This window comes from Paraburkholderia terricola (assembly GCF_900142195.1).
GTDB lineage: Bacteria > Pseudomonadota > Gammaproteobacteria > Burkholderiales > Burkholderiaceae > Paraburkholderia > Paraburkholderia terricola.
Window position 1 is genome coordinate 69,282 of sequence record NZ_FRAB01000001.1, and the last position, 12,691, is coordinate 81,972.

Annotated in this window: 9 protein-coding genes; 7 read left to right on the top strand and 2 right to left on the bottom strand. The window is 66.1% G+C overall.

Features of this window, described 5'->3' with window-relative positions; translation table 11 throughout:
• Window positions 1-168: 168 nt before the first annotated feature.
• The 5 genes from BUE39_RS00300 to BUE39_RS00320 all read left to right on the top strand — a co-directional run bounded on the left by BUE39_RS00300 (window position 169) and on the right by BUE39_RS00320 (window position 4,108).
• Window positions 169-1,725: a protein adenylyltransferase SelO gene (locus tag BUE39_RS00300; protein ID WP_073426671.1), complete on the top strand. Its 1,557-nt coding sequence runs from the start codon at window positions 169-171 to the stop codon at window positions 1,723-1,725.
• A gap of 49 nt (window positions 1,726-1,774) precedes the next feature.
• Entirely contained in the window at window positions 1,775-2,197 is a 423-nt protein-coding gene (gene msrB / locus BUE39_RS00305; protein ID WP_073426672.1) for a peptide-methionine (R)-S-oxide reductase MsrB, read from the top strand.
• 272 nt (window positions 2,198-2,469) lie between these two features.
• A complete protein-coding gene (locus BUE39_RS00310) occupies window positions 2,470-3,000 on the top strand; it encodes a septation protein A (protein WP_073426673.1) in 531 nt (176 codons plus the stop codon).
• Between the two features lie 2 nt (window positions 3,001-3,002).
• Window positions 3,003-3,317, top strand: a complete 315-nt coding sequence (locus BUE39_RS00315) for a BolA family protein (RefSeq protein WP_073426674.1) — start codon at window positions 3,003-3,005, stop codon at window positions 3,315-3,317.
• An 11-nt stretch (window positions 3,318-3,328) separates the two neighbouring features.
• Window positions 3,329-4,108 carry a peptidylprolyl isomerase gene (locus BUE39_RS00320; RefSeq protein WP_073426675.1) on the top strand — a complete coding sequence of 260 codons (780 nt, stop codon included), beginning with the start codon at window positions 3,329-3,331 and terminating at the stop codon, window positions 4,106-4,108.
• A 227-nt stretch (window positions 4,109-4,335) separates the two neighbouring features.
• Here the strand turns inward: BUE39_RS00320 and BUE39_RS00325 are convergent, their stop codons facing one another.
• The gene (locus BUE39_RS00325; RefSeq protein WP_227470809.1) at window positions 4,336-4,593 is read right to left on the bottom strand and encodes a helix-turn-helix domain-containing protein; all 258 of its coding nucleotides are present in this window, start codon (window positions 4,591-4,593) and stop codon (window positions 4,336-4,338) included.
• A gap of 375 nt (window positions 4,594-4,968) precedes the next feature.
• Window positions 4,969-9,051 carry a phosphoribosylformylglycinamidine synthase gene (gene purL, locus BUE39_RS00330; RefSeq protein ID WP_073426677.1) on the bottom strand — a complete coding sequence of 1,361 codons (4,083 nt, stop codon included), beginning with the start codon at window positions 9,049-9,051 and terminating at the stop codon, window positions 4,969-4,971.
• 292 nt (window positions 9,052-9,343) lie between these two features.
• Here purL and BUE39_RS00335 point away from each other — a divergent pair, with 292 nt between their 5' ends.
• Both BUE39_RS00335 and BUE39_RS00345 read left to right on the top strand, forming a co-directional pair.
• Window positions 9,344-10,642, top strand: coding sequence for an FAD-dependent oxidoreductase (locus tag BUE39_RS00335; RefSeq protein WP_073426933.1), 1,299 nt, complete (start codon window positions 9,344-9,346; stop codon window positions 10,640-10,642).
• Window positions 10,643-11,006: 364 nt separating this feature from the next.
• Window positions 11,007-12,593, top strand: coding sequence for a bifunctional ADP-dependent NAD(P)H-hydrate dehydratase/NAD(P)H-hydrate epimerase (locus tag BUE39_RS00345; RefSeq protein WP_073426678.1), 1,587 nt, complete (start codon window positions 11,007-11,009; stop codon window positions 12,591-12,593).
• Window positions 12,594-12,691 lie beyond the last annotated feature (98 nt).

Genomic DNA, 12,691 nt, shown 5'->3' on the forward strand with positions numbered 1-12,691 from the left:
GTTTGCTTCAATGGGATGGCAGTTCGGGGAGCGCATGCGGCAAGCGCCGTTGGCGAAATCCGCCATGCAGGTTAAAGAGCCATGCGGCCGATAGCGGCCCGATAGCACGCCAGCCAGCAGCCCCGCGGGCGCGGACTTACAATATCGGTTAATCCAGAGGCGCTCAACATGTCGTTTTCCCCAAGCATTGCAGGGTTATCCGGGCCGTTGTCGGCCCTTTCCGACGCGCTCACCAGCACCGCTGAAAACGCCTTCGCGCGGCTCGGCAGCACGTTTCTGACGCGCCTGCCCGCGGCGCCGCTCAACGCGCCCTACGTGGTCGGATTCTCCGAGGAAACCGCCGCGCTGCTCGGTTTGGAACCGGGGCTCCAGAACGACCCCGGCTTCGCGGAACTGTTCTCCGGCAACGCCACGCGCGAGTGGCCCGCCGAAGCGTTGCCGTATGCGTCGGTGTATTCGGGGCATCAGTTCGGCGTGTGGGCCGGCCAACTCGGCGACGGCCGCGCGCTCGGTCTGGGCGAAGTCGAACACGACGGCCAACGCTTCGAGCTGCAACTCAAGGGCGCGGGCCGCACGCCGTATTCGCGCATGGGCGACGGCCGCGCGGTGCTGCGTTCGTCGATCCGCGAATTTCTGTGCTCGGAAGCGATGCATCACCTCGGCATTCCGACCACGCGCGCGCTGTGCGTGATCGGCTCCGATCAGCCGGTGCGGCGCGAGGAAGTGGAAACCGCGGCGGTGGTCACTCGGGTGTCGCCGAGTTTCGTGCGCTTCGGCCACTTCGAGCATTTCTATTCGAACGACCGCACCGACGCGCTGCGCGCGCTCGCCGATCACGTGATCGAGCGCTTCTATCCGCTTTGCCGCGAAGCCGACGATCCATACCTCGCGCTGCTCAATGAAGCGGTGCTGTCGAGCGCCGACCTGATGGTCGAATGGCAGGCCGTGGGCTTCTGCCACGGCGTGATGAATACCGACAACATGTCGATCCTCGGCCTCACGATCGACTACGGTCCGTTCGGTTTCATGGACGGCTTCGATGCCGGCTACATCTGCAATCACTCGGATTCGCAAGGCCGTTACGCGTACCGGATGCAGCCGCAGATCGCGTACTGGAATCTGTTCTGTCTCGCCCAGGGCCTGTTGCCGCTGCTGGGCGCCCAGCATGAGGAAAGCGTGCGCGGCGACAAGGCGATCGAAGACGCGCAGCGCGTGCTCGCCGGTTTCAAGGAACGTTTCGCGCCGGCGCTGGAGCGCCGTATGCGCGCCAAGCTCGGCCTCGAAGTGGAGCGCGAGGGAGACGACACGTTGATCAATCGCCTGTTCGAACTCATGCACGCGAACCGCGCGGATTTCACGCTGACGTTCCGCAATCTGGCGCGCCTGTCGAAGCACGACGCGAGCGGCGACGCCCCGGCGCGCGATCTGTTCCTCGACCGCGCGGCCTTCGATGTCTGGGCGAACGACTACCGCGCGCGGCTGTCCGAGGAAACACGCGACGACGCGGCGCGCGCCATTGCAATGAACCGTGTGAACCCCAAATTCGTACTTCGCAATCACCTGGCGGAAACGGCGATCCGCCGCGCGAAAGAGAAGGACTTTTCCGAAGTGGAGCGCCTTGCAGCGGTACTGCGCCGGCCGTTCGACGAACAGCCCGAGCATGAAGCGTATGCGGGGTTGCCGCCCGACTGGGCGAGTTCGCTGGAAGTCAGTTGCTCGTCGTGATGCGCGAAGCGAGCCGCACCCAAAACAAGCCCGAGACAGGAACCCGATCATGAACAATCCCGACGACCTCAAGACCGACGCCCCGGCCGTGCAGAAAGACGACGCCGAGTGGCGCAAGCAACTCTCCGACATCGAATATCAGGTGACGCGCCACGCCGCCACCGAGCGTCCCTTCACGGGCCGCTATCACGACCACTGGGAGCGCGGCATCTACGACTGCGTCTGTTGCGGCACGCCGCTGTTCGAATCCGATACCAAGTTCGACGCCGGCTGCGGCTGGCCCAGCTACTTCAAGCCGATCAACGGCGAAGTGATCGCCGAGAAAACCGACCGCTCGCACGGCATGCTGCGTATCGAAGTGCAATGCAAGAACTGCGGCGCGCATCTGGGCCACGTATTCGAAGACGGGCCCGCGCCCACCGGTCTGCGCTACTGCATCAATTCGGCTGCGCTACAATTCGAATCCAAGTAACGCAGCGCGGAGTTCGGCGCATGGCCGGACGGCGTCCGTGATCGAACGGGCGCCGGTTGCGAGACCTTCGCGTGTGCTTCGTGCGTGCGTCGCGTCTCGCGAACCGGTCGATCGGGTCGACCCGGCGCGGCCATCCCACGATGAACGGCAATGAACGCCGTTCGCCGGCCGCTGTGGCGGGTGGCTATCGCGGGCCGCTGCCTCACTTGCCATCGGGCGCTTCGCACCGCGTCCCTCGTTCTCCGACCCACTCTCCGATTTCCCGGCCAGACATGAAATTCCTGTTCGACCTGTTCCCGATCATCCTGTTCTTCGTCGCCTTCAAGGTATGGGGCATTTTCACGGCGACGGCAGTGGCGATCGCCGCCACGCTGGTGCAGATCGCGTGGGTGGCCTTCCGTCACCGCAAGGTCGATCCGATGCTGTGGGTGAGTCTCGGCGTCGTCACGGTGTTCGGCGGCGCGACGCTCGTGCTGCACAACGACACCTTCATCAAATGGAAGCCGACCGTGTTGTACTGGGCGTTTTCCGTCGTGCTGATCGTGTCGCAACTCGCGTTCAACAAGAACCTGATCGAAGCGATGATGGGCAAGCAGATCAGCTTGCCGCACGCGATCTGGGGCAAGCTGAACATCGTCTGGGCCATCTTTTTCGTGCTGCTGGGCCTGGTGAACCTGTTCGTCGCGTACAACTACACCACCGACCAATGGGTCAATTTCAAGCTGTTCGGCGCGACTGGCTGCCTCGTCGTGTTCATCGTCGGGCAGAGTTTGTGGCTCGCGAAATACATGAAGGAAGAGTGATAATGACCAGCGATGTTTTCATGCACGCCACCACCGCCGAGCGCGCCGCGCTGATCGAAGCACGCCTCAGCGCCGCGCTCGCGCCGGTCGCCTCGATCCAGATTACCGACGACAGCGCGCAGCATGCGGGCCACGCCGGCGCCTCCGCCGGCGGTCATTTCAGCGTCACGATCGTGGCTGCCGCATTCGCCGGCAAGGCCCGCGTGGCGCGGCATCGCATGGTGTATGATGCGCTGGCCGATGCCATGCAGCGCGGCATTCATGCCCTTGCAATCACGGCTTATACGCCCGAAGAATTCGCTTTGTTGTCCCGCTAGGAAAACTTCCGATGACCTTGAAGAAAACCCGCCTTTGGGTATTGCTGGCCGCATGTGCGGCCGCACCTGCATTCGCACAGAACATCGCCGTGGTGAACGGCACACCGATTCCCAAAGCACGCGCCGACGCGCTGATCGCTCAACTGGTTCATCAAGGCCAGCAAGACACGCCGCAACTGCAAATGGCCGTGCGCGAAGAACTGGTGAACCGCGAAATCCTGATGCAGGAAGCGCTGCGCCGCGGCCTGCCGAATCGGTCGGACATCAAGGCGCAAATCGCCGTCGCGCAACAAACCGTTGTGCTGCGCTCGCTGATCGAAGACTTCGTGAAGAAGAACACGCCGACGGACGCCGAAGTCACCGCGCGTTACAACACGCTGATCAAGGACGCGGGCGGCAAGGAATATCACCTGCACCACATCCTCGTGGAGAACGAGCAGCAGGCGAAGGATCTGATCGCGAAGATCAAGGGCGGCGCGAGCTTCGAAGACCTCGCAAAACAATTCTCGAAAGATCTGGGATCGGGCAAGAACGGCGGCGACCTCGACTGGTCGGATCCGAAGGCTTACGTGCCTGAATTCGCAGACGCGGCTACGCATCTGCAGAAAGGCCAGATGACCGACACGCCGGTGCATACGCAATTCGGCTGGCACATCATTCGTGTCGACGACACGCGCGACATCACGCCGCCGCCGCTCGAACAGGTGCGTCCGCAGATCGTGCAGCAGATCCAGCAGGAAAAGCTGCAGGCGTTTGAAGAAGGTTTGCGTAAGAACGCGAAGATTCAGTAAGCGCGTCGGGTGACGGTGAAGAACTGAGCATTAGCCTCGATAAGGCTGTTGGTTCTTCCGTTGAGTAGCGCTCCTCGATTGTGCCCAGGCCCCGGTTAGTCAACGACTGATCGGGGCTTTTTCATGTTCGGTCGCCCAGCCAGTCCTTGTCGTAGGCGAATGACCAGATTCCGCCTTCGTCGCTGACGACACCCACGCGCTGGCCATTCGCGAATGCCGCGAGCGTTCTAGCTGCCATGAGAAGTCCGTCGGCGATGGAGCGCCTTGGTGGCTAACACAGGGGGAATGTCCACGGAGACCTCCGCGTGGAGAGTGATGCCCAATTCGCCGAGAAGATGCAGCACCTTGCCTATCTGGGCTGTCGGCTTGCCCGCCTCGATATGCGTGATGAACTTGGGGGACAGGCCGGTGGCATTGGCGACGTCATCGCGCGTGAGCCCTTGCGCAAGCCGCGAAGCGCGCACGAGATCGCCTAACGCCGACATGCTGCCGATCAAAACGTCGGATGCGCGCACTCCGCTCTCCTGTGTATGTTCGTACCCGCTCGGTAACATTATGCCATGGGAATGCGCGTCGGCTCAGTTTCGTATCCGATCGGGTACGAAATGGGATGTTGGGTGATTCATCGAGCCGTTTCGTACCCGATCGGATACGAAGAGAACCTGCGAAGGCGCGCGCGTCGCGTTATGTACCCGAGCAGGTACGGATCGGACCGGCGGCAATCTTGCTCATTAGCGGCAAGAAACACCACAGATCAAGCCTGCGCGGCCCCAATCTGCGCCGCGGCATCGCAACGCCGTCTGGTGCGCGCTGCCGGCAAGGCCGTCGCGCGCACAGCGGCGACGGCCTTCGCTACATGATTAACCCAGCCAGCGGCGCGCGTTCTGGAATACGCGCATCCACGGACTCGCGTCCGTGCCGCCCTCGCCCCAACCTTCGGGATGCCAGCTCATCTGCACCGCGCGATGCACGCGCTCGGTGTGCGGCATCAGCACCGTGAAGCGGCCATCCGGCGTGGTGACCGACGTGATGCCGTTCGGCGAACCATTCGGGTTGAACGGATACTGCTCGGTCGCCTGACCGCGGTGATCGACATAACGCATCGCCACCGCCACCTTCGACACATCGCCTTGCTGCGAGAAGTCCGCATAGCCTTCGCCATGCGCGATCGCCACCGGAATGCGCGAGCCTTCCATGCCGGCGAAGAAGATCGACGGCGAAGCCTCGACCTCGACCAGCGAGAAGCGCGCTTCGAATTTCTCCGACTTGTTGCGCGTGAACTTCGGCCAGGCTTCGGCGCCCGGAATCATCGACGCGAGACTGCTCATCATCTGGCAGCCGTTGCAGATGCCCAGCGCGAAGGTGTCCTCGCGGCCGAAGAATGCGGCGAACATGTCGGCCAGTTGCGAGTTGAAGCGGATCGCTTTCGCCCAGCCCTCGCCGGCGCCGAGCGTGTCGCCGTATGAGAAGCCGCCGCATGCCACCGCACCGGCGAAATCCGCCAGGTTCGCGCGGCCCGATAGCAGATCGCTCATGTGCACGTCGTGCGCGTCGAAGCCGGCGCGGTCGAATGCATACGCCGTCTCCAGGTGCGAGTTCACGCCCTGCTCGCGCAGGATCGCGACGCGCGGACGCGCGCCCTTGCCAAGGAACGGCGCGGCGACGTCTTCAGCGGGATCGAACGTGAGAACCGGCGCAATGCCCGGATCGGCGGCATCCAGAAGCGCGTCGTATTCGGCATCGGCGCAAGCCGGGTTGTCGCGCAGACGCGCAATACGCCAGCTCACTTCACTCCACGTGCGATGCAGTTCGGTGCGCGGCGCTTCGTAAATCTTCTTCGCGTCGCGATAGATTTCGATCGTGTCGCGCTCGTTGATCTTGCCGATCACGTGCGAGCAGGCCGACAGCCCGTGTTCGCGCAAGGCGACCAGCACCGCGTCGCGGTCGGCCGCGCGCACCTGAATGACGGCGCCCAGTTCCTCGTTGAAGAGCGCGCGGATCGTGCGGTCTTCACGGCGGCCGCTCGTCTGCTTCGCCCAGTCTTTGGCGTCGCCGTAGTCGGATTCGTGGTGCGGATCGAGCACCAGCATGTCCACGTTCAGCGACACGCCGACATGCCCCGCGAACGCCATTTCGCAGACCGTCGCCCACAGGCCGCCGTCCGAGCGGTCGTGATACGCGAGCAGCTTGCCGTCGCTGTTGAGCGATTGGATCGCGTTGAAAAAGCGCTTCAGGTCCTCGGGATCGTCGACGTCCGGCACCGTGTCGCCAACCTGCTGCGTGACTTGCGCGAGGATACTGCCGCCCAGACGATGCTTGCCGCGGCCGAGATCGATCGCGATCAGCACGGAGTCGCCAGCATCGCTCGCGCGGCGCAGTTGCGGCGTGAGGTGGCGACGCACGTCCTCGACCGGCGCGAACGCCGAGATGATCAGCGAGACCGGCGCGACCACTTCCTTCGCCACGCCCTGGTCTTCCCACTTGGTGCGCATGGAGAGCGAATCCTTGCCCACCGGAATGCTGATGCCCAAGGCCGGGCACAGTTCCATGCCGATTGCCTTGACCGTCTCGTACAACGCGGCGTCTTCGCCCGGCGCGCCGCACGCGGCCATCCAGTTCGCCGACAGCTTGAGCTTGTCGAGCGACGCGATCGGCGCCGCCGCGACGTTGGTCACCGCCTCGCCCACCGCCATGCGGCCCGAGGCCGGCGCGTCGATCACGGCGAGCGGCGTGCGCTCGGCCATGGTCATCGCTTCGCCGCGGAAGCCCGCGTAGTCCATCGTGGTGATCGCGACGTCGGCGACCGGGACTTGCCACGGGCCGACCATCTGATCGCGCGCGGTCGTGCCGCCCACCGAGCGGTCGCCGATCGTGATGAGAAACGACTTGCTCGCCACCGTGGGGTGACGCAGCACGCTCACCGCGACCTCCGGCAACGCTATGCCCGTCACGTCCACCGGTTCGAGTTTCCGCTCGACGCGCCTGACGTCGCGATGCATGCGCGGCGCCTTGCCGAGCAGCACTTCCATCGGCATGTCGACCGGCTGATGCGCGGCGGCGTCCTTGAGTTCGGAGTCGATCACCTTCAACTGACGCTCGGCCGTGGCCGTGCCGACCACCGCGAACGGGCAGCGCTCGCGCTCGCACATCGCCTCGAAAGCCGGCAGATCGGCCGGCGCGATCGCCAGCACATAGCGCTCCTGGGCTTCGTTCGACCAGATTTCGCGCGGCGACAAGCCGCTCTCTTCCAACTGGATATTGCGCAGATTGAACACCGCGCCCTTGCCCGCGCCGTCCACGACTTCCGGAAACGCGTTCGACAAACCGCCCGCGCCCACGTCGTGAATGCTCAGAATGGGGTTCTTCTCGCCGAGCTGCCAGCACGCGTTGATGACTTCCTGCGCGCGCCGCTCGATTTCCGGATTGCCGCGCTGCACAGAGTCGAAGTCGAGTTCGGCGGTGTTGGTGCCGGTCGCCATCGAACTGGCCGCGCCGCCGCCCATGCCGATGCGCATGCCCGGCCCGCCGATCTGGATCAGCAGCGAGCCTTCCGGCAGATCGTGCTTGTGCGTGTGCTGATCGGAGATATTGCCGATGCCGCCCGCGATCATGATCGGCTTGTGATAACCGCGCACGAGACCCGCCACGTTCTGTTCGTAAGCGCGGAAATAACCGCCCAGATTCGGCCGGCCGAATTCGTTGTTGAACGCGGCGCCGCCGAGCGGCCCGTCGATCATGATTTGCAGCGGCGAGGCGATGCGGTCGGGACGGCCATACGCTTCGTACCTGTCGTGCGGATTGCGGTGCGCGAGCGGCTGGGCGGCGTCACGCGCGTTTTCCCACGCCTCGACGCCGTCCGGCAATTCGAGGTTCGACACCGTGAAGCCCGCGAGGCCCGCCTTCGGACGCGCGCCGCGGCCGGTCGCGCCTTCGTCGCGGATTTCGCCGCCCGCGCCCGTCGCGGCGCCGGGGAACGGCGAGATCGCGGTCGGGTGGTTGTGCGTTTCCACCTTCATCAGCGTGTGCGTGAGTTCGACGTTGCGGCGATAGTGCTCCGGCAACTCGTGCTCGCCCAGCTCAGCCGGCGTGCGCGGGAACCAGCGTTCGGCCATGCCGCCCGCCATGATCGCCGAGTTGTCCGAATACGCGACGATCGTGCCTTGCGGATTGAGCTTCTCGGTGTTGCGGATCATGTTGAACAGCGAGATGTCCTGCTTCTCGCCGTCGATCGTCCATTCCGCGTTGAAAATCTTGTGGCGGCAGTGCTCGCTGTTGGCCTGCGCGAACATCATCAGTTCGACGTCGGTCGGGTTGCGGCCGAGCCTCGTGAACGCGTCCACCAGGTAATCGATTTCGTCGTCGGCGAGCGCGAGGCCCAGTTCCGTGTTCGCCGCTTCCAGCGCGCCGCGGCCGTGGCCCAGCACGTCGACGGTTTGCAGCGGCTTGGCCGGCAGTTCGTCGAACAGATGCAGCGCGTGGTCGCGCGAAGGCGACACGCTTTCGGTCATGCGGTCGTGCAGCGCCGCGGCGACTGCCGCGCGGGCTTCGTCGGAGAGCGTTTTCTTGCCCAGCAGGCCGCTTTTCAGCGTGACCGTGTACTCGACGCCGCGCTCGATGCGGCGCACCTGCGTGAGACCGCACAGATGCGCGATGTCCGTTGCCTTGCTGGCCCACGGCGACACCGTGCCGAAGCGCGGCACCACGAGGAAGGTTTCGACCGCGCCACGCTCCTTGCCTTCCTCGAACGGATCGCCGTAGTGCATCAGCGCTTCGATCTTCGCGTGGTCTTCGGCGGACAGCGGCGTTTGCGCGTTGACGAAGTGCAGATATTGCCCGCGCACGCCGGTAATGTTGGCGTCGATGCGCGTGAGCGTTTCGAGCAGGCGGGTTTGACGGAAATCGGAAAGGGCCGAAGCGCCGGGGAAACACGAGAAGTGGGCCATGGACTTGACGTTGCGTCGCTAATGATGCCGATGAGTGATGCCGATGAGTCGCGCGTGCAGGCGACGTGAGGCGGAAAGGAAGTCCGGGATTATACCCCGGGAACGCGCTTCCAGCGGGCCTGACGGCATGGCGGCGCGGCCGGCGGCGTGGCCGGTCGGCGCGTTTGGCTGCTATCATTCGCCCTTTCATCAGATCGGCGCGAGCGGCGTGAGTCATGCCGGGCCGCGCGCCGCATGCCACGCTCGAGCGGCACGCGCAGTTTGGCGTCCCGCCGGCAACTCGAATCAGAACATGGATGTCATCGTCATTGGCGGCGGGATAGCAGGCGTCGCCACCGCTTACCAACTGCGCGCGGCCGGTCATCGGGTCTGCGTCGTGGAGCGCCACGCCACCGTCGCGCAGGGCGCCACCTATGGGCACAGCGGCATCGTGCTGCCCACTCCGCTCGACGTATGGTTCGGCCCGACCTTCATGGCGAGCCGTCAGAACGCCAGGAACGGCGTGGTCAACAAGGCCGGCTTCAACGGACCGGCGCGCCAGTTCGTCAAGCAGCTCGCGCGGCTCCAGGATCCGAACCCGTACGGCCATCAATACGGATTGCTGCGCCCGCTGATCGAGATGTCGCGTGAGACGCTGGCCGACATGGAAGCGCGCTTCGGGCTCGAGTTCGAGCAGGCGAGCGGCCTGCTTCATCTGGTGCGTTCGGCGCAGGAGTGGGAGCAGCTGCGGCCCGCGCTCGGTCTGCTGCGCCTGCACGAAATGCCGTACCACGAGCTCACGCCAGCCGAATGCGCGGCCTTCGAGCATTCCGTGCGAACCGAGCCGGAATTCGCCGGCGGCGTGCTGTTCGAGCATGAGCGCACGGCGAACTGCCCGCTTTTCACGAAGCTCGTCAAGCAGGTCCTCGACACCCAGGGCGGCGTGCAATTCATGCTGGGCTGCGAAGTTTCGGCGATCCGTCTGGAAGGCCAGCGCGCCGGCGTGGAACTGGCGCCGGGTCCCGGCGTGGCGTCGCGTTCACGCGAAGTCGACGTGATCAACGCCGACGCGGTCGTCGTCGCCGCCGGGCATGGCAGCTTGCCGCTGCTCGAACGCCTGGGGCTGCGGCTGCCGCTCTATCCGCTGCGCCTGCACACACTGGTCGCGCCGATCGCGCATGAGGAATGCGCGCCGCACGTGACGATCGTCGACACGGTCAAGCGGATCGTGATCAGCCGCATGAATCACCGCCTGCGGATCGCGGGCGGCGCGGTCTTGCAGAGCCCCGCCCTGCTCGACAAGCCGCTCGGCGAAGCGGTGACGAAGGAAGCGCTGGCGCTGCTCGGCCAAGCGACCCACGACTGGATTCCGGGCGCCGCCCGCATCTCGGCGGCCTTGCCGTGGGAAGGCGTCAAGCTGCTGTCGCCGGACGGCTTGCCGGTGATCGGCAACGCGCTGCATCCGCGGCTCTATGTGAACGCCGGCCACGGCCCCGCTGGCTGGGGCCTCGCATGCGGGTCGGGCAAGCTGATCGCCGACCTGATCACGGGCGGGACGCCAGAGCTACCCGTCGACACCCTCGCCGCGCTGCGCGCGGATCGGTTCAAGTAGGAGGCGGTGGGCGCCGCTGTGTTCACGCGCGGCGGAAAGAGGGGCGCCTGGCTGCGGTGAGGCGGCGGGCATCGGGCATCGGGCATCGGGCATCGGGCATCGGGCGTCGCGGGTCGCGGGTCGCGGGTCGCGGGTCGGGCATCGGACACCGGACACCGGACACCGGACACCGGGCATCGGGCATCGGGCATCGGGCATCGGGCATCGGGCATCGGACACCGGACATCGGACATCGGGCATCGGGATGCGTGCACGAGGCGGCACAACGCCAGGCAACCCCATCACGCATCGGCACCCCATAGGCACTACCATAGTGATTCCCGCAGCCTCCTCACCTCGCAACAGGTGCCCGCCCGCCTCCGCCATGACAGAAGCCGACCTCGCGCCGCCCACGCTCACCAGTCCGCACAACCGGGCGCTTCCTCTCCTCACGCTGACCGATCTGCGGATCGCCGAGGCCCAGGCGTCGGCGTCCCTGCCGCCTCATACGCTGATGTCGCGCGCGGGCAAATCCGCCGCGAGCTTTCTGAAGGAGCAGATCACCCGCGACACGTCGATCGGCAAATCGAAGCAGAAGGTCTGGCTCGTCGCGGGGCCGGGCAACAACGGCGGCGACGCCCTCGTTCTCGCGACCGAGCTGCACCAGGCCGGCATCGCCGTCGATCTGTGCATGCCGGTCGAGGTCAAGCCGGCCGACGCCCGCTGGGCGCTCGACACGGCCCGCGCCGCGGGCGTGCCGATCAGCGCGGCGCCGCCCGCCTCGCTCGACAGCTACACCTGGCTCGTGGACGGCATGTTCGGCATCGGCCTCACGCGTGAACTCGAAGGCGTGTTCGCGAGCCTCGCGCGGCAACTCTCGCAACGCGCGAAGGCCAGGCCGAGAAGAGGCGGCGTGCTCGCGCTCGACGTGCCGAGCGGCCTCGACAGCGACACCGGCACGATCGTCGGCAATGGCGACGGCGCCGCGGTCCACGCCACGCACACCATCACGTTCATCGGCGCGAAACCCGGCCTCTTCACCGCGCAAGGGCGCGACCTCGCCGGCGCGGTGACCGTGGCGCCGATCGGCGTCGATTGCAGCGCCCGCACGGCCGTCCAATTGAACGCGCCGGAACTCTTCGCCGCCTTTCTGCCACCGCGCGACTTCGCGACCAACAAGGGCAGCTTCGGCAGCCTCGCGGTGGTCGGCGGCGACACCGGCATGTGCGGCGCGCCGATCCTCGCCGCACGCGCGGCGCTCTACACCGGCGCGGGAAAAGTGCACGTCGCCATCCTGGGCGAAGGCGCGCCGCCCTACGATCCGCCGCATCCCGAACTGATGCTGCATGCCGTCGACGCGCTGCCGCTCGACAAGATGGACGCGCTCGCCGTCGGTTGCGGCATGGGGCATGGCGAGCGCGCCACGCGCGTCATGCACGACGTGCTGCCGCTCGACGTGCCCAAGCTGTTCGACGCCGACGCGCTGAATCTGCTCGCCAAAGACCCCTCGCTCGCCGCCGAGCTCACCGCGCGCGGCGTGCAAGGCGATCCGTGCATCCTCACGCCGCATCCGCTCGAAGCCGCGCGCCTGCTCGGCACCGACGCGCCGGGTGTGCAGCGCGACCGCCTCGCCGCGGCGCGCGCGCTGGCCGCGCGCTTCGCCAGCGTCGTCGTGCTGAAGGGCAGCGGCACCGTGATCGCGGCGCCGGACGGCCGCCTCACGATCAATCCCACCGGCAACGCGGCGCTGGCGACGGGCGGCACCGGCGACGTGCTGGGCGGCATCATCGGCGCGCTGCTCGCGCAGCATCTGCCGCGCTACGAAGCGGCCCTCGCGGGCGTCTATCTGCACGGCCTCGCCGCCGATACGCTGAGCGCGCAAGGCCACGGCCCGGCCGGTTTGACGGCGGGCGAACTGGCGCCGATGGTGCGGACCTTGCTGAACCGGCTGTTCTATCCGGCTACGAGCTGACCACGTCGATCCCGTCGCTTGCGCGGCCCGGCCAAACCGCTGTCAAACCGCTGCCACCCCGCTGCCACCTGTCACGCAACGCCGTTATACTGACCGAC